The sequence below is a fragment of the Streptomyces sp. NPDC045955 genome, from assembly GCF_056430805.1.
Genome location: NZ_JBWKKY010000002.1, coordinates 611,787 through 635,370, shown reverse-complemented (window position 1 = coordinate 635,370; position 23,584 = coordinate 611,787). Strand labels below are relative to the sequence as shown.

Below are 23,584 nucleotides of genomic sequence, written 5' to 3'. Positions count from 1 at the left end.
TCCTCGTGGGAGGTGGGCCGCATCACTTGCGGAAATGGATTTGCGCAAGCGTATGGGGGCTCATGGGGCCAATTGTTTGTGAAGGCTGAACAAACTCGACCTCGATGGCTGTACGACCGGCCAATGCGCAACCGGGTCAGCCGGTGGGCGGCAGCCGCAGCTGGAGCATGGCCAGCAGACGCTGGTCGGGACGGCTGAGATCGAGGCCGGTCAGCTGCTCGGCCCGGCGAAGGCGGTACCGCAGCGTGTTGGGGTGCACATGGAGCTGTGCGGCCGCCGCCCGGATGTCACCGAAGGAGTTCAGGTACGTCAGGAGCGTCTCGGCGAGCCGGCCCTGGTGCCGGCTGTCGTGCGAGAGCAGGGCGGTCAGCCGGGGATCCCGTATCTCGGGGCGGGCGGCGAGCAGCGTCAGTATCTCGCTGACCAGCACCTCCGCCTGGATGTCCGGCAGCGCGGCGACCGCCACGGCCACTCCGGCGCTCACCATGGCGTCGAGGATGCGGTCGGCCTCCCGGCGTGACTCGGGGACGTCCCCGAGCCCCGGCACCAGGCACCCGACCGAGCCGCGCAGCGGCAGCCCCAGGTGGCGCCGTGCGGCGTCGGTGATCTCCTGGGTCCAGCCGCGCAGCGTGTCCGTGTCGATGCCGCGGGGCAGCTGGGGCAGCAGCACGTAGATGCGGGGATCGACCTGGGTGACCAGGGCGCTGCGGTGCCGGGCGGCGATGTGCACGGAGACCAGGTTGGTGACCTCCGAGTGGGTCAGTTCTGGTGCGGCGACGCCCCCCGGGGACTCGTACGCCTCCGTGGTCCCGTACGAGAAACCCAGCACGGCGGCCGGGCGGGTGGCGTCGAATCCCAGGTGCGTGGCCAGCGGCTGCGGTCCGGTGCTGCCGTCCAGAAGTCCGGCCAGCAGGGTCCGGGTGAGCGTCACGTCGTCCGAGAGCTCCCTGCGACGGCGTACGAGATGGAGGGCCGCGACCCGGGCGGCGCCCAGCAGTGCCTGGCGCGAGCGTTCGGACAGCGGGATCGAGCCCTCCTGCACCCAGATGGTGCCCAGCTGTCGGTCCCCGGACCGGATGGCCACCGCGAGCCGGCGGCGGATGCCCAGCTCGGGGTGGCTGTCGATACCGATCACCTCGTCGCTGGAGTGCAGGTGCTGGAACACGCCCCACTCGCGCAGCTTCGCCAGATAGCCTTCCGGCCCCTGCCAGCCGAGGATGGAGCGCCGGCGCAGGTCGTCCGCCTCGTCGGAGTCGGTGGTGCGGGAGTAGGCCAGCACCCGGTTCGCGGCGTCCTCGATGCTGACGATGCCGCTGGTGAGGATCGCGGTGGTCTGGGCGAGCGAGAACAGGTCGCCCTCCTCGGCCCCCATCCCCGGCTCGCCCGGCGGTGCGTCGTCGAGGGCGGCCCGGGCCAGCGCGTTCACCTGCTCCCAGCGTGCTTCGCTGCGCAGCGAGAGCAGGGCGATCCCGGCCTCGACGGCGGTCTCGCTGAGCGCCGCGGCCTGGCCGGGCCCGTCCAGCTTGACCACGACGGCGGCGGCTCCGTCCCGCCCGGCGGCCCGCAGCGCGGGAAAGGCGGCCCGGCCCCGGGCACCGATCACCAGGACGAGCTCGCCCGGCTGTGCGGTCGGCGGATCCTCGGGATCGAGCAGCGAGACCCCGCGGATCTCGACGTCCAGCCCGGCGGGAGCGGCCTGCACCTCCACCAACGAGTCACCCAGCACCATCAGCAACTGACGCAGGCCGATGCCGGCTGCGGTGGGAGACACTGCGGCCGGATCCATGATCGTCGCCTCTGCTGGGAGCCATGCCGGGGCTCCGATGCTATCCGCAGGGGCGACGGGCACCTCCTCACACGGCCCGGACGTGGCTCGTGAGCCGGCTGCGCTCGGGGACAGGGCGGACAGGGAGAACACCCTGCTGATCGAAGAGGTACTGAGGTCCCTCGACTGACACCCCACCAGGGGACCAACAAAAAGACCAGGTCAGATACCATCTGACCTGGTCTTCACCGGAGCCGCCTTCGGGATTCGAACCCGAGACCTACGCATTACGAGTGCGTTGCTCTGGCCATCTGAGCTAAGGCGGCGCGCTGACCGCACTAGGGTGCGATCAGCAACGACGGTAAGTCTACACAGTTTCCGAGGGTGCTCCGTACCAGCCCCGGAGGCGGGCCCTCCGGGGCCGGGCGCAGGCTCATGAGCAGCGCTTGCCGTCCGTGGGAGGGGTGCCGCGGAGGAGATAGGCGTTGATCGTGCGGTCGATGCAGGAGCTGCCGCGGCCGTACGCCGTGTGGCCGTCGCCCTCGTAGGTGAGGAGGCGGGCCGAGGAGAGCTGGCCGGCCAGGGCCTGCGCCCACCGGTACGGGGTCGCGGGATCACGGGTGGTGCCGATCACGACGATCGGGGCGGCGCCCTTCGCCTCGATGCGGTGCGGCTCGCCCGTGGCGTGCACCGGCCAGTACGCGCAGTTCAGAGCCGCCCACGCCAGTCCCTCGCCGAAGACGGGGGACGCCTTCTCGAACTCGGTCAGGGCACCGCGCACCTCGTCGGGAGTGTCGAAGGCGGGCGGCAGGTCGAGGCAGTTCACGGCCGCGTTGGCGAACATCAGGTTGCTGTAGCCGCCGTCGGCGTCCCGCTCGTAGTAGCCGTCGGAGAGGACGAGGAGCCCTGCGCCGTCGTTCTCCTTCATCGCGGACGTCAGCGCCTCGCGCAGCTGCTGCCAGGAGCCCTCGTCGTACATGGCCGCGATCACACCGGTGGTGGCGAGCGACTCGGTGAGGCGGCGGCCGTCGGGGTCGCCGGTGGCGGCCGGGCGCGCGTCCAGCTTCTCGAAGAACGCCTTGAGGTTCTCGCCGACCCGCTCCGGCGAGGTGCCCGCGCCGCCCAGCGGGCAGTCCGTCTGCCGGACGCAGTCCTTCGCGAACGACCGGAACGCCGTCTCGAAGCCCGCCGTCTGTTCGAGGTTCAGCCGCCGCGCGGACAGCGAGGGGTCCATCGCGCCGTCCAGCACCAGCCGGCCCGCCCGGTCGGGGAAGAGCCCGGCGTAGGTCGCCCCGAGGAACGTCCCGTAGGAGGCGCCGACGTAGTTCAGCTTCTCGTCGCCGAGCACCGCCCGCACGATGTCCATGTCGCGGGCCGCCTCCACGGTGGACACATGGCGCAGAAGCCGGGGCGCGTCCGCGCCGCAGCCTTCGGCGAACGTCCGGTACGCCGTGACCAGCCCGTCGGTCTCCTTGGCGTCGTCGGGGGTGGAGTCCGTCTGCGTGTACGTGTCCATCCCCGGCCCGTCCAGGCACTCGACGGGTTCGCTGCGGGCCACGCCGCGCGGGTCGACCGCCACCATGTCGTAGCGGGCACGGACCTCGGCCGGGTAGCCGATGCCGGCGTACGCCTGGACGTAGCCGATCGCCGAGCCGCCCGGCCCGCCGGGGTTCACGAGCAGCGAGCCCAGCCGCTTCCCCGGGCCGGTGGCCTTCTTGCGGGTGACGGCGAGCCGGACGTCTCCGGCGGTGGGCTCGGCGTAGTCGAGCGGTGCCTTGATCGTGGCGCACTCGAAGCCGGGGACGCCGCAGCCGCGCCAGGCCGGCTTCTGGGCGTAGTACGGCGTGAGCGCCGCAGGGGTGGACCGCGGCAGCGCGACCAGTGCCGCCTCCGCCGCAGTGGCGGACGTCGTGGAGCTCCCGGAGGAGCAGGCTGAGACGAGCAGCGCGGCCGTGGCGAGGATGCCTGCCGCGGTCCTGGCTCCGCTGCGGGTCCGGCGGTGCGGGCCGCCGGGACGGGAGACGGAGCGGTCGGCGGAGCGGAGAGGGCGCCATGTGTCCATCCAGCGAGCGTAACTCTGAGCGATGGAATGGATGCCCTGCGTGCGGGTCGTGCCTCGTACGAGTTACGGCGTCAACTCCGCGTCCACCTCGTGGGCGGGACGCGCGGCGTTGCCCTCACGCGCGCTGCCGGTGCCGGCTCAGCCCGCTCTGAGCGCCATCGTCATGGCCTCCACCGCGAGCAGCGGGGCCACGTTGCGGTCGAGGGCGTCGCGGCAGGCGGCGATCGCCTCGATGCGGCGGAGCGTGGATTCCGGGGAGCTGCCGCGGGCCAGGCGCTCCAGGGCGTCCTCGGCGTCGGCGTTGGCGATGGCCACACGGGAGCCGAGCTGGAGGGCGAGGACGTCGCGGTAGAAGGCCGTGAGGTCGGTCAGGGCGAGGTCGAGGCTGTCGCGCTGCGTGCGCGTTCTGCGGCGCTTCTGCTTGTCCTCCAGGTCCTTCATCACGCCCGCCGTGCCGCGCGGCATGCGGCCGCCCTGGGCCGCGCCGAGAGCGGCCCTCAGCTCCTCGGTCTCCTTGGTGTCCGTCTCCTCCGCGAGTTGCTTGGCGTCCTCGGCGGCCGCGTCGACGAGCTCCTGGGCGGCCTTGAGCGCGCCGCCGATGTCCTCCACCCGCAGCGGCAGCCGCAGCACGGCGGCACGGCGCTCGCGCGCGGCCGGGTCGGTGGCCAGGCGGCGGGCCTGGTCGACGTGGCCCTGCGTCGCGCGGGCCGCCGCGGCGGCGACGGCGGGCTCGATGCCCTCGCGGCGTACGAGCATGTCGGCGACGGCGTCGACCGACGGCGTGCTCAGGTTCAGGTGGCGGCAGCGGGAGCGGATGGTCGGCAGGACGTCCTCGACGGAGGGCGCGCACAGCAGCCAGACCGTGCGCGGGGCGGGCTCCTCCACGGCCTTGAGGACGGCGTTGGCCGACTTCTCGTTCAGCCGCTCGGCGTCCTCGACGAGGATGACCTGCCAGCGGCCGTTCGCCGGTGACGTGAACGACTTGCGGACGGTGTCGCGCATGTCGTCGGCGAGGATCTGCGTGCCGACGGCGGCAACGGTGGTGACGTCGGCGTGCGTGCCGATCAGCGCCGTGTGACATCCGTCGCAGAAGCCGCAGCCCGGGGAGCCGCCGAGGGCCCGGTCCGGGCTGACGCACTGCAGGGCCGCCGCGAACGCCCGCGCCGCCTGGTTCCGCCCGGCCCCGGGCGGGCCCGTGAACAGCCACGCGTGCGTCATCTTCGACGCCTCGGGCGGGGGGACGTCGGTCCCGGCCGCGGTGACCAGGGCGTCGGCATCCCGGGCGGCGGCGTCCAGCTGCGCGCTCACCCTCTCCTGCCCGACGAGGTCGTCCCACACGGTCATGGGTCACGCCGCCCTTTCGTCACGTCCACGGTTTCGTCACGTCCACGGTGCGAGATCCATTGTGGGGGTGACCACTGACAACGCCCCCTGGCACCGCCGGAGGCCTCAGCGGCCCCGGCCGCCCTTCCCCCGGCGCCCCCGGCCCTCGTCCGGCTCGTCCTCGTCATGCGGTCCGAGCAGCTCGTCCGCCAGCGAGGGCAGGTCGTCCAGCGGCGTCTCCTCGGCCCAGTCGGACCGCCGGCGGGGCCGGCCCTCGGCATCGAGCTGGGGCATCTCCCGGGTACGGTCATCGGTCCCGTCGGGCCGGGCGGCCGGGGCGCCCTCCCGGAAGTAGCCGGGCGGAACCCGGTCAGCCGGTTCGTCCCCGCGTACGGGCGGCAGCACGGCCGTCTCGTCCGCGTCCCCCGGCCGGACGGGAGGCAGCACAGCCGTCTCTTCCGCGTCCCCGGGCCGGACCGGAGGCAGCACGGCCGTCTCGTCGCCCGCTCCGGAGGGCACCTGGGGCAGCACCTCGGTCTCGTCCCCGGAACCGGAGCCGGGGCGGACCGGAGGCAGTACCTCTGTCGCCTCCCCGGCCCCCGGCGGAACCGGCGGCTTGGGCAGCTCGGCCGTCACCTCGGCGTCGGAGCCACCGGAAGTCCGGCCCCGGCCCTGCTCCTCGTCCCGCACCCGGCGCAGCACGGTCGTCTCGTCCGCCGCACCGCCGGGTTTCACCACGGGCGTGGGCACCGTCGCCGCGTCCTGACCGGCCGTCGGACCGGAGGCACCCCGCGGGGCAGCGCTCTTCGGGCCGGCCTCCGCGGCAGCGGCCGCCGCCTCCGCCAGGCGCCGCGCCTCCTCGGCCCGCAGCAGGGCCTCCTCGGCCTTGCGCTGCTTCTCCAGGCGGAGCGCCTCGGCCTCGGCACGCAGCCGCGCCTCTTCCTCGGCCTGCTTGCGGCGCCGCTCCTCCTCGGCCTTGCGCCGGGCCTCCTCCTCGGCGCGGGCCTTCTCCTCCGCGAGGAGCCGGGCCCGCTCCTCCTCGGCCTTCTTCCGCGCTTCCTCGGCCCGCCGCCGGGCCTCCTCCGCCTGCCGTTCGGCCTCGCGACGCTGTGCCTCCTCCAGCTCGCGCCGCTTGCGCTCCTCCTCCTCGGCGCGCAGCCGGGCGAGCTGCTCCTGGCGCTCACGCTCCAGGCGCTCCTCCTCCGCCTTGCGGGCAGCCTCTTCCTCGGCCTTCCTGCGGGCCTCCTCCTCGGCCTTCCTGCGCGCCTCCTCCTGGGCCTTGATCTCGGCCTCGGACAGCGGCAGCACCTGGTCGAGCCGGTGCCGGATGACGGTCGTGACGGCCTCGGGCTCCTGGCCGGCGTCCACCACCAGGTACCGCCCGGCGTCGGCCGCGGCCAGGGTCAGGAATCCGGCCCGCACGCGCGCGTGGAACTCGGCCGGCTCCGACTCCAGCCGGTCCGGCGCCTCGGTGAACCGCTCGCGCGCGGTCTCCGGCGCGACGTCCAGCAGGACGGTCAGATGCGGCACCAGTCCGTTCGTGGCCCAGCGGTTGATCCTGGCGATCTCGGTCGGCGACAGGTCGCGGCCCGCGCCCTGGTAGGCGACGGAGGAGTCGATGTACCGGTCGGAGATGACGACCGCGCCGCGCTCCAGGGCGGGCCGTACGACGGTGTCGATGTGCTCGGCCCGGTCAGCCGCGTACAGCAGCGCCTCCGCGCGGTGCGACAGGCCCTCGCTCGACACGTCCAGCAGGATCGACCGCAGCCGCTTGCCCACCGGCGTCGCCCCCGGCTCGCGCGTCAGCACGACCTCGTGGCCCTTGCCGCGGATCCACTCGGCGAGCGCCTCCGCCTGCGTGGACTTCCCGGCCCCGTCGCCGCCCTCCAGGGCGATGAAGAAACCGGAGGCGGCGGGCGCCTGCTCCGGGTCGTCGCCGCGCAGCAGCGCGTCGCGCAGGTCCTGGCGCAGCGGGACTCCGGAACGGTCGTCGACCTTGGCCAGTACCAGCGCGGCCACCGGCAGCAGCAGGGCGCCGGCCAGCATCAGCGTGAAGGCCGCGCCACCGTGCGCGAAGACGAACTTGCCGCTCTCCAGCCGGTGCGGCCCGATCCCCGCCGCCACCACCGGGGCGATCACCGCACCGAGCGCCACGCAGACGCGGACGACCGCGTGCAGGTGCTCCGTCGTACGGGACCGCCGGTACTCCTCGGTCTCCTGGTCGAGCAGGGTGTGCCCGGTGTTGGCGGACATGCCCGCGCCGACGCCGGCCAGCGCGAGGATCAGCAACACGCTGGTGACGTCCGGGACGAGTCCGGCGGCCAGCAGCGCGACACCGGTGAAGGCGATGGCCAGCGCGAGCAGCCTGCGGCGCGACAGGGCGGGCAGCAGCGAGGGCGCCGTACGGATGCCGACGACGACACCGCCGGTCAGCGCGCCCACGAACAGCCCGTAGAGCACCGGGCCGCCGCCCAGGTCCTTGGCGTGCAGCACGGCCACGGCGACGGCGGCGGACACCGCGGCGGCGACGGCCGCGCAGGCCAGCACCAGCAGCGGCATCACGCCGGTGCGGCCCTTGTCGGCGCCGGCGGTCGTCTTCGGTCGGCGCAGCCCCTCGAGCGGCGACCGCGCGCGCGGCGTGCGCGTGGCGGGCAGCTCCAGGAAGGTCAGCACGGACAGGGAGGCGGCGAACAGCCCTGCCGCCACGTAGGAGGCGAGAGCCGCCTGGTGCTGGCCGAACCAGTCGATGCCGGCGCCCAGCAGGTTGTTGAACAGGGAGGCGACGACAAGCGCGACGGCCGCGAGCGGGATCGCGACGAAGCCGGTGCGCAGCGACAGGCGGCGCAAGGCGTCCATGTGGTCCGGCAGCGGCCGGACGGTCGCGCCTTCCGGCGGCGGGGGCGGCAGCAGCGCGGGGGCCGCGCTCTCGCGGCACACCGTCCAGAACCGCTCGGCGACTCCGGTCACGAAGGCCGTGACGAGGAGCACGGCCAGCGCGTCATCGGGCGTCCAGTCGATCCACAGCGGCGCGACGATGAGCAGCGCCGCGCGCAGCCCGTCCGCGCCCACCATGGTCCAGCGGCGGTCCAGCGGGCCGTCCTGGGAGGTGAGCGCGGTGAGCGGACCGAGGAGCACGGCGCCGAACAGGAGCGTCGCCAGGATGCGGACCCCGAAAACGGTCGCCACTGCGAACGCCACGCCGCGGTAGCCGCCCCCGAACGCGCCCTCTGCGACGGCCGCTTGGAGGGCGAGGACGACCAGCACGAGAAGGGCGAGGGTGTCGCCCACACCCCCCACGAGCTGCGCGCTCCACAACCGCTTCAACTGCGGACGGCGCAGCAGGGCGCGGACGGCACGCTCGCGGGAATCCGCGACAAGGGCGTCGTCAGGGGCCGGCTGAGAGGCCGTTGGATGCTCGGCTCGCGTCATGCGTTCAGCCTATCGGGAGCCACCGACACCCCGGGATGCCCGGCCTGGCATGCGCACGCCCCGACACCGAAGTGTTGCCGGGGCGTTCGCTTTCCGAACGCTGGGCGAAGATCCGGACCTTGACGGTCCGGATACCGAACGGGTCCGGAACGAGCCTCAGTCCTCCGCCGGCTCCGAGGCGGTCGCCGTCTTGGCGGCCGTCTTCTTCGCGGTGGTGGTCTTCTTGGCCGTGGTCTTCTTCGCGGTCGTGGTCTTCTTCGCCGCGGTCTTCTTGGCCGCCGTCGTCTTCTTCGCCGGAGCCTTCTTCGCGGCCTTCTTAGCGGTCTTCTTCGCCGGCGCCTTGGCGCGCTTCTCGGCGAGCAGCTCGAAGCCGCGCTCCGGGGTGATCGTCTCGACGCTGTCACCGGAACGCAGGGTCGCGTTGGTCTCGCCGTCGGTGACGTACGGCCCGAAGCGGCCGTCCTTGACGACGACCGGCTTCTCGCTCACCGGGTCGGTGCCCAGCTCCTTCAGCGGCGGCTTGGCGGCCGCCCGGCCACGCTGCTTCGGCTGGGCGTAGATGGCCAGCGCCTCCTCCAGCGTGATCGTGAAGAGCTGCTCCTCGGACTGGAGGGAGCGCGAGTCCGTGCCCTTCTTCAGGTACGGGCCGTAGCGGCCGTTCTGCGCGGTGATCTCCTGCCCCTCGGCATCGGTGCCGACGACACGCGGCAGCGACATCAGCTTCAGGGCGTCGTCGAGGGTCACCGTGTCCAGGGACATCGACTTGAACAGGGACGCCGTGCGCGGCTTGACCGCGTTCTTGCCCGTCTTCGGGGTGCCCTCGGGGAGGATCTCCGTGACGTACGGGCCGTAGCGGCCGTCCTTGGCGACGATCGTGTGGCCGGTGGCCGGGTCCGTGCCCAGTTCGTAGTCGCCGCTCGGCTTGGCGAGCAGTTCCTCCGCGAGGTCGACGGTGAGCTCGTCCGGTGCCAGGTCGTCCGGGATGTCGGCGCGCTGGTGCTGCTCGGTGTCCTTCTCGCCGCGCTCGATGTACGGCCCGTAGCGGCCGACCCGCAGCACGATGTCGTTGCCCACCGGGAACGACGACACCTCGCGCGCGTCGATCGCGCCCAGGTCGGTCACCAGCTCCTTGAGGCCGCCGAGGTGGTCCCCGTCGCCGTTGCCGGCGTCGGCCGCGCTGCCGTTGGTCGTGCCCTCGCCGAAGTAGAAGCGCCTGAGCCACGGCACGGCCTGCGCCTCGCCGCGGGCGATGCGGTCGAGGTCGTCCTCCATCTTGGCGGTGAAGTCGTAGTCGACGAGCCGCCCGAAGTGCTTCTCCAGGAGGTTGACCACGGCGAAGGACAGGAAGGACGGGACGAGCGCCGTGCCCTTCTTGAACACATAGCCGCGGTCCAGGATCGTGCCGATGATCGACGCGTACGTCGACGGGCGGCCGATCTCGCGCTCTTCCAGCTCCTTGACCAGGGATGCCTCGGTGTAGCGGGCCGGGGGCTTGGTGGCGTGCCCGTCGACCGTGATCTCCTCGGCACCCAGGGCGTCACCCTCGGAGACCTGGGGCAGCCGGCGCTCGCGGTCGTCGAGCTCGGCGTTCGGGTCGTCGGCGCCCTCGACGTACGCCTTGAGGAAGCCGTGGAAGGTGATCGTCTTGCCGGACGCGCTGAACTCGACGTCCCGGCCGTCGGCCGCCGTGCCGCCGATCTTCACCGTGACGCTGTTGCCGGTCGCGTCCTTCATCTGGGAGGCGACGGTCCGCTTCCAGATCAGTTCGTACAGCTTGAACTGGTCGCCGGTCAGTCCGGTCTCGGCGGGGGTGCGGAAACGATCACCCGAGGGGCGGATCGCCTCGTGGGCCTCCTGCGCGTTCTTGACCTTCCCGGCGTACGTCCTCGGCTGCGGCGGCAGGTAGTCGGCGCCGTACAGCTGCGTGACCTGGGCGCGGGCGGCGGCGACCGCCGTGTCGCTCAGCGTCGTGGAGTCCGTACGCATGTACGTGATGTAGCCGTTCTCGTACAGCTTCTGGGCGATCTGCATCGTCGCCTTCGCGCCGAAGCCGAGCTTGCGGCTGGCCTCCTGCTGCAGCGTCGTCGTACGGAACGGGGCGTACGGCGAGCGGCGGTACGGCTTGGACTCGACGGACCGGACCGCGAAGCTCGTGTTCTCCAGGGCGGCGGCCAGGGCGCGGGCGTTCGCCTCGTCGAGGTGGAGGGTGTTCGCGCTCTTCAGCTGTCCCAGGGAGTCGAAGTCGCGGCCCTGCGCGACCCGCCTGCCGTCGACGGTCTGCAAGCGCGCGACCAGCGACGACGGGTCCGACTGGTCCCCCGCGCGGCCGGTGGCGAAGGTGCCCGTCAGGTCCCAGTACTCAGCCGAACGAAAGGCGATGCGCTCGCGTTCCCGCTCCACCACGAGTCGCGTGGCGACCGACTGGACACGGCCCGCGGACAGCCGCGGCATGACCTTCTTCCACAGGACCGGCGAGACCTCGTAGCCGTAGAGACGGTCGAGGATGCGGCGCGTCTCCTGGGCGTCGACGAGCTTCTGGTTGAGCTGGCGCGGGTTGGCCACGGCGGCCTGGATCGCGGCCTTGGTGATCTCGTGGAAGACCATCCGCTTGACCGGGACCTTGGGCTTGAGCACCTCCTGGAGGTGCCAGGCGATGGCCTCGCCCTCGCGGTCCTCATCGGTGGCGAGGAAGAGCTCGTCGGAGTCCTTCAGCAGGTCCTTGAGTTTCTTGACCTGCGCCTTCTTATCGGCGTTGACCACATAGATCGGCTGGAAGTCGTGTTCGACGTCCACACCGAGGCGGCGGACCTCGCCGGTGTACTTCTCGGGCACCTCGGCAGCGCCGTTGGGAAGGTCGCGGATGTGCCCGACGCTCGCCTCGACTACGTAGCCGGGGCCCAGGTAGCCCTTGATCGTCTTCGCCTTGGCAGGCGACTCGACGATGACGAGTCGGCGGCCGCCCTGTGCGGTCTCGCTGGTCGGGGACAACTTCGCTCTTCTCTCCGGTCGACGCTGGGGCCTCCCCAGGGTTCGTCTCCCGGGGTCGGGTCGTGGTGACGCTGCGGAGTGTGACGGTACATCCCGCCCCCGTGTCAAACGGGAAAAGCCCGCAACGGCCACTCGAACGGTAACCCGACTACCACCATTCCTGCCGCCCGGAGTGCCCGGAGCCGGCCTGGCCCGATGCGGAGTGCCACCTATCGGTTACCCACGGGCACACCGCCGACACGCTCCTCAGAGGCGGGTGAAGCACCAGGTTCCGGCCGCCAGGGCGAGCACCGCGGCGACGCTCGCGAGGGTCGCCGACGCGACGGGGCTCACGCCCTGGGCGACGGGCCGGCGCCGGCGGACGCGTGTCACGGTCCACGCCAGCAGTGCGCCTCCGAACAGGGAGAACACCGCTCCCGCGAAGATCGCCGGTTCACTCTCCATGGCGCGCCGTGCCCCCTTGTTCCCGTCCTCGTCTCCCCAGCCACGGGAGACTGCCACGGGTGGGCGGCGGGCAGGCGAACCGGAGGTGAACGCCGGGCCGGCACGGCCGCGGATCGGGGGCTTCCGGCCCCTCGCGGACCGTTTCGGACGAGGTGTTCAAATCGACTCGAATTTGTTGGCGAGCCGGCCGGCACCGCCCCGATGATCTCTTGAGCCCCTCAGCGGACCGGTTCCAGGAAGCCCTGCTCCACGAGCAGCCGGATCTGCGCCGGAGTGCGGTCGCGCAGCAGCACCGGGTCCTCGCCGATCAGCTGGGCGATGGCGTCGAGGATGCGACCGGCGCTCATCGTGCCGTCGCACACGCCCGCGAAGCCCGCGCCGACCGTGTCCACCCGGGTCGCCCGGCGCATGCCGCGGTTCTGGCGCAGCACGACATGCTCGGGGTCCTCCGCGCCGGGCAGCCCGACCTGCTCCTGCACGACCTCGGCACCGAGCCGGAAGTGTCCTTCGAGCAGGGCGGCGTCGTCGTGGTCGCGCAGGTAGTCGAGCCGGTCGAAGTGGTCCCGGATGGTGTCCCCGAGCGGCTGCTCCACCGGATGCGGCCACTCCTCCACCGTGACGGAGGGCACGACGGCGCCCGTCCTGCGCAGGGTGATCCAGCCGAAGCCGACGGCCTTCACCTTGCGCGCCTCGAACTCGTCGAGCCAGGCGTCGTAGCGCGCCTGGTACTCCGCCACGTCCTCGCGGTGGTCGCCCGCGTCCCGCAGCCACAGCTCGACGTACTGATTGACGTCCTGCACCTCACGCTGCACGATCCACGCGTCGCAGCCCCGGGGCACCCACGACCGGAGCCGGTCCTGCCAGTCCTCCCCTTCCACGTGCTGCCAGTTGGCGAGGAACTGCGCGAACCCGCCCTCGTTCAACCGCTCCCCCGCTTCCTGAACGAGCGTGCGGCACAGATCGTCCCCGCCCATCCCGCCGTCGCGGTAGGTGAGGCGGGCGCCGGGAGAGATCACGAACGGCGGGTTCGAGACGATCAGGTCGTACGTCTCGTCGTCCCGCACCGGTTCGAAGAGGGAGCCCTCGCGCAGATCGGCGGCCGGGGTGCCGGACAGCGCCAGCGTGAGGGCGGTGATGTGCAGCGCGCGCGGGTTGAGGTCGGTGGCCGTCACGCGCGTCGCGTGCTGAGCGGCGTGCAGCGCCTGGATGCCGGAGCCGGTGCCGAGGTCGAGCGCGGCGGCGACCGGCGTACGGACGGTGATGCCGGCGAGGGTCGTGGAGGCGCCGCCGACTCCCAGGACGACCCCCTCGTCACGCCGGCCGATCCCGCCGGCGCCACCGACCGCGCAGCCCAGGTCCGACACGATGAACCAGTCCTCGCCGTCGGGCCCGCCGTACGGCCGTACGTCCACGGTGGCGGCGAGCTCGTCGTCGCCGGCGCGCGTCAGCCAGCCGCTCTCCAGGCACGCCTCGACGGGCAGGACGTCCGCCACACGCGCGTGCGGCACGGGCTGCTGAAGGAGGAACAGCCGGACGAGCAGCTCCAGCGGCGAGTCCCCGCGGGTCGCCCGGAGCGCGGGCACGGTCTCGCTCCGCGCCAGGGCCGCGTACGCGGGGGCGCCGAGCAGTTCGAGCAGCCCGTCGGCGGTGAAGGAGGCTCCGAGCAGGGCGTCCCGGAGCCGGGCGGCGACATCGGGACGATCGGAGGAGGGCAGCGGGGACAGGGGTGACTGACTGGCGTTACTCACGCCCCCATTGTGGCCGCCGGCACCGGTTTCGCACGTGCCCGTGCCGGGCAACGGGCGCGGCTCGGCGGACCGCCCCGGCAGTCACTTTGAAACTCGGCAGTCCCGCCCGCCCCGGAAGTGCTCCTTGCTCAGCTCTGGGTCGCCGGCGCCGTGGCCGCCTTGCAGCTGGACTGCCGTGCCATCGCCTGGCCGACCTCGCCCTCCTCCAGGGTCCGCAGCGCGTCGTTCCCGCTCTTGCCCAGCTTGTCGAGCTCCGTGGCGATGTCCTTCAGGCCGTCCGCGAACTTGCCCTGGTCCTTGGTGTCCAGCCCGTCGACCTGCTTCTTCAGGGAGGCGTACGAGGTGGAGATCGTGTTGAGCTCCTTGACGGCGTCCTGCTGCTTCTTCTCGCCGTTCTCGACGTCCGGCGCCCCGGCCTTGGTCACCGCGGCCCCGATGGCCTTGTAGGCGTCGGACATGTCCTGGAAGGCCTTTGCGTCGGTCTTCTGGACGTCCTCCGGCTTGCTGTTGTCCGAGGTCTCCTTCTGGATCGAGGCATTGGCCGACTCGATCTTCTTGGCCTGCGGCTGTACGGCGTCGCAGACCTCCTTGGCCCAGGAGTCCAGCTTCTCGTTCTCGTCGCCGCCGCATCCCGACAGCGCCAGTACCAGTACCGCACCGCCGGACAGTGCGGCCGCGAGCTTCTTGTTCACCGGTTTGGTCCCTTCCGTGGCTCTCGGCCCCGGAACATACACGCCAGATGCACGGCAACCGCACGGCGAGAGTCTATTAAGACCTTTTTGTGACCTTTTGCACCAAGCGAGAGAAGCCTCACGGCGCGATGGCGCTCACACACAGAGCGGGCGGGCGACGCGTCAACGCGCGCCGCCCGCCCGCACCTTGAGCTGGGGCTTGGCCAACCTCCCTACGAAACCACCGCCGGGTCCGCCGACTTGGGCTTCGCATCGGCGTTGTCTTCGTCACCCATGGCGATTCCGCGCCGCTTTGACACGTACACCGCACCGACGATGACGACGAACGCGAGGGCCGCGATCAGGATCCGCACCCCGATACTCTTGTCCGCGCCGTAGGAGAACTTGATCACCGCGGGCGCGATGAGCAGCGACACCAGGTTCATGACCTTCAGCAGCGGGTTGATCGCGGGACCGGCGGTGTCCTTGAAGGGGTCGCCGACGGTGTCGCCGATCACGGTCGCCGCGTGGGCCTCACTGCCCTTGCCTCCGTGGTGGCCGTCCTCGACGAGCTTCTTGGCGTTGTCCCAGGCGCCACCGGAGTTGGCCAGGAACACCGCCATCAGCGTGCCCGCCCCGATCGCGCCCGCCAGGAACGCGCCGAGCGGGCCGACACCGAGCGTGAACCCGATGAAGATGGGCGCCATCACGGCGAGCAGACCGGGCGTGGCCAGCTCACGCAACGCGTCCTTGGTGCAGATGTCGACGACCTTCCCGTACTCCGGGGTCTCGCTGTAGTCCATGATCCCGGGCTTTTCGCGGAACTGCCGCCGCACTTCGAAGACCACGGCACCGGCCGACCGCGACACGGCGTTGATCGCCAGCCCCGAGAAGAGGAAGACGACCGCCGCGCCCGCGACGAGACCCACGAGGTTGTTGGGCTGCGAGATGTCCATCATCAGGCTCAACGGGGCTCCCTCCCCGCTGAGCTTCTCGCCCACGTCCCGCGCGCCGGTGAAGATCGCGTCGCGGTACGACCCGAACAGCGCCGCCGCCGCGAGCACGGCCGTGGCGATCGCGATGCCCTTGGTGATCGCCTTGGTGGTGTTGCCGACCGCGTCCAGGTTCGTGAGCACCTGCGCGCCCGCGCCCTCGACGTCGCCGGACATCTCCGCGATGCCCTGCGCGTTGTCGGAGACCGGCCCGAAGGTGTCCATCGCGACGATCACGCCGACCGTGGTGAGCAGGCCGGTGCCCGCCAGCGCCACCGCGAACAGCGCCAGCATGATCGACGTACCGCCGAGCAGGAACGCCCCGTACACACCGAGTCCGATCAACAAGGCGGTGTAGACGGCCGATTCGAGACCGACGGAGATACCGGCGAGGACGACGGTGGCCGGGCCGGTGAGCGAGGTCTTGCCGATGTCCCGGACGGGACGCCGGGTGGTCTCGGTGAAGTAGCCGGTCAGTTGCTGGATCAGGGCGGCGAGCACGATGCCGATGGCCACCGCGACGAGCGCGAGGACCCGCGGGTCGCCCTCCTTGCCCGTGATCGCCGCGTCCGTCACGCCGTCGAGCTCCGAGTACTTCCCGGGCAGGTAGACGAAGACGGCCACGGCCACCAGCACGAGCGAGATCACCGCGGAGATGAAGAACCCGCGGTTGATGGCGCTCATGCCGCTGCGGTCGGCGCGCCTCGGCGCCACCGCGAAGATGCCGATCATGGCGGTGACCACACCGATCGCCGGCACGAGCAGCGGGAAGCCGAGCCCGGCGTCGCCGAAGGCCGCCGAGCCCAGGATCAGCGCGGCGACGAGGGTCACGGCGTACGACTCGAAGAGGTCGGCCGCCATGCCCGCGCAGTCGCCGACGTTGTCGCCCACGTTGTCGGCGATGGTCGCGGCATTGCGCGGGTCGTCCTCCGGAATGCCCTGTTCGACCTTGCCGACCAGGTCGGCGCCGACGTCGGCGGCCTTGGTGAAGATGCCGCCGCCGACACGCATGAACATCGCGATCAGCGCGGCCCCGAGGCCGAAGCCCTCAAGCACCTTCGGCGCGTCGGCCGCGTACACCAGCACCACGCAGGAGGCGCCCAGCAGGCCGAGGCCCACCGTGAACATGCCGACGACGCCGCCCGTGCGAAATGCGATCTTCATCGCTTTGTGCGAAACGGTGGTGAGATCTTTTTCCGGCTCGCCTGCCGCCGGAGTGGCTTCACGCGCCGCCGCGGCGACACGCACATTGCTGCGCACGGCGAGCCACATGCCGATATAGCCCGTGGCCGCCGAGAACGCCGCTCCGATCAGGAAGAACACCGACCGACCGGCACGCTGATTCCAGTCGTCCGCGGGCAGCAGCATGAGCAGGAAGAACACGACCACGGCGAATACCGCGAGCGTGCGCAGCTGACGCGCCAGATAGGCGTTCGCCCCTTCCTGGACCGCCGCCGCGATCTTCTTCATGCTGTCGGTGCCCTCGCCGGCCGCGAGTACCTGGCGTACCAGGACGCCCGCGACCACGAGTGCCGCCAGCGCGACGACCGCGATGACCACGACGAGAACGCGGTTGTCATCGGTCAGTACGGCGGCTGCGAGGTCTGTGGGATGGCCCGACTGTGGTGAGAGAGAAAGCCCCGCCATTCGTCCTCCTTGACGCTTGGGCTGAGCTCAAGATGTGGACGGGATTGTAGGTACCGGAACCTGATCAAAACAGAGCGCGATAAGTGGAATTGGCCTTCTGAGGTAATGCCCTGAAAGCATTCTCGGACGGCCCGGGAGCATGCGAATGATCGTGAACGAATTCACGCGATGAACGGCACAGGAACTACTGTAAAGGCGATCACTGACACCCGCACATGACGAAGGGCCCCACGGGTGTGGGGCCCTTCGAAAGAACGGTGTGCGCGGTGGCTTGTCAGGCCAGGATGGTCGGCGGCGGGGTGGTCGGCCAGGTCATCTTGATCGACCCGCCGTGCTCCCCCGCACTGACCTCGACATCGTCGACGAGTCCGCTGATGACCGCGAGGCCCATCTCGTCCTCCTCGGCCTCACCGTCGGGGTCGCCGGGTCCGGCGCCATCGCGCTCGCCGGGGACCGCATGCGGGGCCTCGTCGCCGACCTCGATGGAGAACTGTTTCTCCTCCTCGATCAGCAGCACCTTCACCGGTGCCGAGATCCCGCCGGTCTGATGCAGCCCGACGGCCCGCGTGCAGGCCTCGCCGACGGCGAGCCTGACCTCGTCGAGGACGGCCTCGTCCACTCCGGCCCTGCGCGCCACCGCGGCCGCCACCAGTCGGGCGGTCCTGACGTGCTCGGGCAGCGCGCTGAAGCGGAGCTCAACGGTGGCCATGCATCCCCCTCGCAACTACGGGCGTGCTGTCGAGAGGCTCCGGGCCGCCGAAAGCCCGGGCCCCCTCGGTCTTCACTTCTGCCGAACTCTTGCCGCGACGTCGACCGGCCCGGGCGCGAGGCCCGGGCCCGGTGCTCAGTCGGTCGCCGCCACCGCTTCCTCGACCGAGGTGTGAATCGGGAACACCTTGGTCAGGCCGGTGATACGGAAGATCTTCAGAATGCGCTCCTGGTTGCAGACCAGGCGCAGGGAGCCCTCATGGGCCCGCACACGCTTCAGGCCGCCGACCAGCACGCCGAGCCCGGTGGAGTCGAGGAAGTCCACGCCCTCCATGTCGACGACAAGGTGGAAACTGCCGTCGTTCACCAGCTCGACCAACTGCTCGCGCAGCTTGGGCGCGGTATATACGTCGATTTCGCCACCGACCCTGACGATCGTGCGATCGCCCATGGTCTCGGTCGACAGGGACAGGTCCACGGATCCTCCAGCACCTTGCTATCGAGCGGTCGCCCTTGGGGCACCTCGGCTTCGTCCCCTGGACGGTTCGCCAGCCGCGATGGCATTCAATCACTTACGGGCAGGCGTGCACGACGCCTTGGCTCCATTGTCCGTCACGCCAGTGACACACTCGGTGCCGATGGCCAAGAATCACCGATCCGATCGAACCCCGACGGACCCCGCCTCCCGACCCGCGCCGGGCGCGGTCCTGGACCGGCTCGCGTCCGGTCCGAGCAGGGCTTCGCGCATTACTCATACGGAGCACTTGCCCCCGCGCGAGGGCCGGCATGCCGTCTGGCCGGACCGGATCCGAGCGGAGGTGGTGGCGGCCGTGCAGGCCGCGGGCATCGAGCATCCCTGGGCCCATCAGGCGCGCGCGGCGGAGCACGCGCTGGACGGCGCATCGGTCGTCGTCGCCACCGGCACGGCCTCCGGCAAGTCCCTGGCCTACCTCGTCCCGGTCCTGTCCACCCTCCTGGACGGCGCCGAGGCCCCGAACGGCCGCGGCGCGACGGCCCTCTACCTGGCCCCCACCAAGGCCCTTGCGGCGGATCAGTGCCGCTCCGTGAAGGAACTTTCACATCCGTTGGGCCATTCGGTGCGCACCGCCGTGTACGACGGCGACACTCCGTTCGAGGAGCGCGAGTGGATCCGCCAGTACGCCAACTACGTCCTGACCAACCCGGACATGCTGCACCGCGGCATCCTGCCGTCCCACCCCCGCTGGTCCTCCTTCCTGAAGTCGCTGAAGTACGTCGTCGTCGACGAGTGCCACACCTACCGCGGCGTCTTCGGCTCGCACGTCGCCCAGGTGCTGCGCCGGCTGCGCCGCCTGTGCGCCCGCTACGGCTCCTCGCCCGTGTTCCTGCTGGCCTCCGCGACGGCCGCGGAGCCCGCCGTGGCCGCCCGCCGCCTCACCGGCCTGCCGGTCCTGGAGGTCGCCGACGACGCCTCACCGCGCGGTGAACTGGTGTTCGCCCTCTGGGAACCGCCGCTGACCGAGCTGCACGGCGAGAAGGGCGCCCCCGTCCGCCGCACGGCCACCGCCGAGGCCGCCGACCTGCTCACCGACCTCACCGTGCAGGGCGTGCGCTCGGTCGCCTTCGTACGGTCCCGGCGCGGGGCCGAGCTGATCTCCGTCATCTCCCAGGAGCGGCTGGCCGAGGTCGACCGGTCGCTGGCCCGGCGTGTCGCGGCGTACCGGGGTGGCTATCTGCCGGAGGAGCGCCGCGCACTCGAACAGGCCCTCCATTCGGGTGAACTGCTGGGCCTCGCGGCGACGAACGCCCTCGAACTCGGCATCGACATCTCCGGCCTGGACGCGGTCGTCATCGCCGGCTATCCGGGCACGCGCGCCTCCCTGTGGCAGCAGGCGGGCCGGGCCGGACGGGCCGGGCAGGGGGCACTGGCCGTCCTGGTCGCACGGGACGACCCGCTGGACACCTTCCTCGTCCACCACCCGGAGGCGCTGTTCGACCAGCCCGTCGAGTCGACCGTCCTCGACCCGGACAACCCCTATGTGCTGGCCCCGCACTTGTGTGCGGCCGCCGAGGAACTGCCCCTGACGGACGAGGACCTCGACCTGTTCGGCCCGGCCTGCGAGGACCTCCTCCCCCAGCTCGAAGCCGCCAAGCTGCTGCGCCGCCGTACCAAGGCCTGGCACTGGACCCGCCGCGAGCGGGCCGCGGACCTGACCGACATCCGCGGTGAAGGCGGGCGGCCGGTCCAGGTCGTCGAGGCCGGTACTGGCCGGCTGCTCGGCACGGTCGACGCGGGCGCCGCGCACTCGACCGTCCACGAGGGGGCGGTCCACCTCCACCAGGGCCGCACCTACCTGGTGCGGTCGCTGGACCTGGAAGACTCCGTCGCCCTCGTCGAGGAGGCCGCGCCGCCCTACTCCACGGTCGCCCGGGACACGACGTCGATCTCCGTGCTGGAGACGGACGTCGAGGTGCCCTGGGGCGACGGCCGCCTGTGCTACGGCTCCGTCGAGGTCACCAACCAGGTCGTCTCCTTCCTCCGCAGACGGCTGATGACCGGTGAGGTGCTGGGCGAGACGAAACTCGACCTCCCTCCTCGTACGCTGCGCACCCGGGCCGTGTGGTGGACCGTCACGGAGGACCAGCTCGACCGCGCCCGGATCACCCCGGAGATCCTCGGCGGCTCCCTGCACGCCGCCGAGCACGCGTCGATCGGCCTGCTGCCCCTCTTCGCGACCTGCGACCGCTGGGACATCGGCGGCGTGTCGATCCCGCTGCATCCCGACACGCTCCTGCCCACGGTCTTCGTCTACGACGGCCATCCCGGCGGCGCGGGCTTCGCGGAGCGCGCCTTCCACACCGCCCGCACCTGGCTGACCGCCACCCGCCAGGCCATCGCCTCCTGCGAGTGCGACGCCGGCTGCCCGTCCTGCATCCAGTCCCCCAAGTGCGGCAACGGCAACGACCCGCTGCACAAGCGGGGGGCGGTCCGGCTGCTCACGGTGCTGCTGGAGGGGGCTCCCGAGGAGAAGGAGGCGCAGGAGCAGCCGGCCGAAGCCCCACCGGAGCCGCTGGAAGCCCCACCGGAGCCGACGCAAGCCCCGCCGGAGTCGACGGAAGCCCCACGGCAGCCGACGGCCGCCCCGGGGGAGCCGAAGGAGGCCCCGCCCGCGCCCTGACCTCCGCCGTGAACGGCCCCCGGCCCGACGCCGCCGTCACGTCCGAGATCTCCCCGACGACCTCGCACCGGACGAGCCGGACGCCCTGTGCCCGGGCCACCCGGCCGGCCCGGGCACAGGCCGCCGTACCGCCCTCGGCCCAGTGGTCCGCCGCCGCGAGCGCCGCGAGATCCGCACCGCCCGCCGCACGGTGCCGGATCACGACGGCCTGCCCCAGCGCGAGGACGACGCCGAACACCACGCACAGCACGGCGATCGCCCCGACACTCCAGACGGTGGCGGATCCCTGGTCCGAGGCGGCACCTCGCATCGGCCGGCGCCCCCGGTCCCGGCGCCCGGGGCGCCGGGACCGCACCCCCGGCACCCTGCTCACGTGCCCACCCCCACCGTCTCCTCCACCGACGCCACGGCCTCCTCCCGCACGGCGAAGGACAGGCCGCGCAGCACCGGCGGCTCGGCGACGACGACCACCCGGACGTGTTCCGCGCCCCGGTCGACGGTCACCTTCGCGCCGGGCGGTGCCGCCTCACGCGTCATTCGCACGACCGCCTCGGGCGGGTCCTGGCGGGCCGCCGCGCGGGCGCCCGTCCGTGCCGCGTCGACGCACTGGATCTGCGCGGCCACGACCAGCAGCCCCCACACCAGCGCCATCGCGAACATCACCAGCACGGGCAGCACCACGGCCGACTCCGCCGTGACGAACCCCCGGTCCGCGCCCCGCTCACATCCGCGCATTGAGGGCTTCCTTCACGATGTTCTGGAGTTCCGCGCTGACCGCGCCGCTCGTGACGACCTTGTAGAGCACCACCGCGAAGGCCACGGCCGCGACGATTCCCATCGCGTACTCGGACGTGACCATCCCCGCGTCCCTCCGCGCCGCACGCGCCCCGCACACCAGGGCACCCAGTCGTGCCCGTACCGCCTGATACATCTCAACCCCCGTACGAAAGAGTCCGAACTTCTGTTGGTTGTCGCTGACTTGTTCCGCCGCCGCTCCAGGTCTCCGTCCCCGCCTCACGCACCACCCCCTCCGAGAACTCCGCCCGCGAGCCCGATCACCACGGGCAGCACGCCGACCGCGATGAACGCGGGCAGGAAGCACAGCCCGACCGGCGCGCTGACCATGACGCCCGCTCGGCGTGCCCTGGCCGTCGCGGCCCGGCCCCAGTCGGCGCGGGCCTCCGCGGCGAGTCGTGCGACCGGCGTGGCGGCGGGCAGTCCGGAGACGTCGGCCCGTTCGAGCAGCCGGGCCAGGCCTCCGGCGCCGGGGACTGCGGCCAACCTCCGCCAGGCGGCGCCCGGTTCACCGCCCAGCCGTACCTCCGCCGCGCCCTGGGCGAGAGCCTCGCCCACCGGGCCGCCCAGGGCCTCGCCCACCGCCTGCGCGGCGATCACCGGCCCGGCGCCCGCCGCGATGCAGGCCGCCAGCAGGTCGGCGGCCAGGGGCAGTTGCCGCGCCGCCTCGGCGAGGTCGGGGGCCCGCGGGTCCGTGCCGGCCGCCTCACGCCGCAGCCGCCACCGCCACATCCCCACCGCGCCGGCCAGTCCGACGGCGACACCGACCGGGCCGCCGATCAGCGCCCACCCGGCGCAGGCCACGCCCAGCGGTGCCGGCCATCTCCGCGCGGCCCGTCCCAGGACGAGGCGCGGAGCCCGGGCGGCCGTTTCACGGGGCGACAGTTCGGCCAGCCGACGCCGCATCCTCCGGCGGCGCCCCGCCCTCTGCAGGAAGCGCACCGACCACCCCAGGGTCAGCAACACCCCCACAGTCACCCCCAGCCTGTGGAAAACCTCTCCGCTCATGCCGCCTCCTCCGCTCCCCGCACGATCCGCTGCACCCACCACAGCCCGAGGCCCTCCAGCACACCGCCGGCCACCAGACAGCCCAGGCCCGCTGTGGTGTGCAGCAGGACTTGGAGGGGGTCGGCGCCGAGGGCGGTGCCGATGAGGAGGCCCAGGGTCGGCAGCCCGGCGAGCAGCACCGCCGTGGCCCGCGCGCCCGCCAACTGGGCGCGCAGGTCGGAGCGTTGGTCCCGCTCGGCGCGCAGGGCGGCGGCGAGCCGGTCGAGTCCGGCCGCGAGCCCCGCGCCCTGGTCCACGGCGACCCGCCAGCACGCCGCCAGTCCCCGCAGCCCCTCGGCACCTGGCTGCCTGGCGGCGGTCGCGAGGGCGTCCGGCACGTCACCGCCGAACCGTGCCGCAGCCAGCACCGTCGGCTGTGCGTCCGCGAGTCCGCCGCAGTCCCGCGCGGCCCGCAGCAGCGCCTCTCCCGGCTGGCGCCCGGCCCGCACCTCCCCGGCGAGCGCCCCGCACAACGCGATCACCGCGTCGGCCCGGCGCTCCCGGTCCCGCCGCACCCGGCCGGCCAGCCGGACCCGGCGCAGCAGCGGTACACCGGCCGCTCCCAGGACGAGCGGCAGCACCGACGCCCCGAGCACCGCGAGCACCAGCCCGGCCACCGGTGCCCACCACTCGGCCCGCAGCCGCCCGCGGACCCGCCGCATCCCATCGGCCATCCGCCGCCCAGGCGGCCCGCTCCCGAGGTCCCCGCCGCCCGCGAGCAGCAACCGGGCCCGCCGCGCCGCCGAGTGACGCTCACCCAGCAGCCAGACCGCCGCCCCCATGCACGCCGCGGCCGCACCCATGGAC

At 72.3% G+C, this 23,584-nt stretch carries 16 protein-coding genes, 1 tRNA gene and 1 pseudogene; 1 reads left to right on the top strand and 17 read right to left on the bottom strand.

Annotated features, from left to right (window positions below; translation table 11 throughout):
- Positions 1-136: 136 nt before the first annotated feature.
- From AC07F0_RS06340 to bldG, 12 genes are all read right to left on the bottom strand, one after another.
- Positions 137-1,771 (bottom strand): PucR family transcriptional regulator, encoded by a 1,635-nt coding sequence (locus tag AC07F0_RS06340; protein ID WP_478974903.1) that lies wholly within the window; start codon positions 1,769-1,771, stop codon positions 137-139.
- Between the two features lie 246 nt (positions 1,772-2,017).
- Positions 2,018-2,091 (bottom strand) — tRNA-Thr (locus AC07F0_RS06335).
- 107 nt (positions 2,092-2,198) lie between these two features.
- On the bottom strand, positions 2,199-3,827 hold the full coding sequence (locus AC07F0_RS06330) for an alpha/beta hydrolase (protein ID WP_478974901.1): 1,629 nt from the start codon (positions 3,825-3,827) through the stop codon (positions 2,199-2,201).
- Between the two features lie 138 nt (positions 3,828-3,965).
- Positions 3,966-5,171: a DNA polymerase III subunit delta' gene (locus AC07F0_RS06325; protein ID WP_478974898.1), complete on the bottom strand. Its 1,206-nt coding sequence runs from the start codon at positions 5,169-5,171 to the stop codon at positions 3,966-3,968.
- A 105-nt stretch (positions 5,172-5,276) separates the two neighbouring features.
- Positions 5,277-8,579, bottom strand: a complete 3,303-nt coding sequence (gene tmk / locus AC07F0_RS06320) for a dTMP kinase (RefSeq protein WP_478974896.1) — start codon at positions 8,577-8,579, stop codon at positions 5,277-5,279.
- A gap of 156 nt (positions 8,580-8,735) precedes the next feature.
- Complete coding sequence (gene topA / locus AC07F0_RS06315; RefSeq protein WP_478974893.1) at positions 8,736-11,567, bottom strand: type I DNA topoisomerase; 2,832 nt, start codon at positions 11,565-11,567, stop codon at positions 8,736-8,738.
- Positions 11,568-11,813: 246 nt separating this feature from the next.
- Entirely contained in the window at positions 11,814-12,011 is a 198-nt protein-coding gene (locus tag AC07F0_RS06310; protein WP_436728007.1) for a hypothetical protein, read from the bottom strand.
- Between the two features lie 218 nt (positions 12,012-12,229).
- Entirely contained in the window at positions 12,230-13,759 is a 1,530-nt protein-coding gene (locus AC07F0_RS06305) for a DUF7059 domain-containing protein (RefSeq protein WP_478974890.1), read from the bottom strand.
- Positions 13,760-13,887: 128 nt separating this feature from the next.
- Entirely contained in the window at positions 13,888-14,451 is a 564-nt protein-coding gene (locus tag AC07F0_RS06300) for a small secreted protein (protein WP_478974887.1), read from the bottom strand.
- A 212-nt stretch (positions 14,452-14,663) separates the two neighbouring features.
- Positions 14,664-17,069 (bottom strand): sodium-translocating pyrophosphatase, encoded by a 2,406-nt coding sequence (locus AC07F0_RS06295; protein ID WP_478974884.1) that lies wholly within the window; start codon positions 17,067-17,069, stop codon positions 14,664-14,666.
- A 274-nt stretch (positions 17,070-17,343) separates the two neighbouring features.
- Entirely contained in the window at positions 17,344-17,778 is a 435-nt protein-coding gene (locus AC07F0_RS06290) for an ATP-binding protein (RefSeq protein WP_478974881.1), read from the bottom strand.
- Between the two features lie 135 nt (positions 17,779-17,913).
- Positions 17,914-18,255: an anti-sigma factor antagonist BldG gene (bldG, locus tag AC07F0_RS06285; protein WP_003991900.1), complete on the bottom strand. Its 342-nt coding sequence runs from the start codon at positions 18,253-18,255 to the stop codon at positions 17,914-17,916.
- 79 nt (positions 18,256-18,334) lie between these two features.
- Between bldG and AC07F0_RS06280 the strand changes: the two genes are divergently transcribed.
- Positions 18,335-20,935 (top strand): DEAD/DEAH box helicase, encoded by a 2,601-nt coding sequence (locus tag AC07F0_RS06280; RefSeq protein WP_478974878.1) that lies wholly within the window; start codon positions 18,335-18,337, stop codon positions 20,933-20,935.
- A gap of 40 nt (positions 20,936-20,975) precedes the next feature.
- Here AC07F0_RS06280 and AC07F0_RS06275 read toward each other — a convergent pair.
- From AC07F0_RS06275 to AC07F0_RS06255, 5 genes and pseudogenes are all read right to left on the bottom strand, one after another.
- A pseudogene (locus tag AC07F0_RS06275) lies at positions 20,976-21,245 on the bottom strand (Rv3654c family TadE-like protein); the annotation flags it as partial.
- A 59-nt stretch (positions 21,246-21,304) separates the two neighbouring features.
- Positions 21,305-21,670, bottom strand: a complete 366-nt coding sequence (locus AC07F0_RS06270) for a TadE family type IV pilus minor pilin (RefSeq protein WP_478974875.1) — start codon at positions 21,668-21,670, stop codon at positions 21,305-21,307.
- Positions 21,657-21,866: a DUF4244 domain-containing protein gene (locus tag AC07F0_RS06265; RefSeq protein WP_306965063.1), complete on the bottom strand. Its 210-nt coding sequence runs from the start codon at positions 21,864-21,866 to the stop codon at positions 21,657-21,659. The genes AC07F0_RS06270 and AC07F0_RS06265 overlap by 14 nt, the downstream gene beginning before the upstream one ends.
- A gap of 83 nt (positions 21,867-21,949) precedes the next feature.
- Entirely contained in the window at positions 21,950-22,738 is a 789-nt protein-coding gene (locus AC07F0_RS06260) for a type II secretion system F family protein (RefSeq protein ID WP_478974872.1), read from the bottom strand.
- Complete coding sequence (locus tag AC07F0_RS06255) at positions 22,735-23,580, bottom strand: type II secretion system F family protein (RefSeq protein ID WP_478975001.1); 846 nt, start codon at positions 23,578-23,580, stop codon at positions 22,735-22,737. Before AC07F0_RS06255 ends, AC07F0_RS06260 begins: the two co-directional genes overlap by 4 nt.
- Positions 23,581-23,584: the final 4 nt, after the last annotated feature.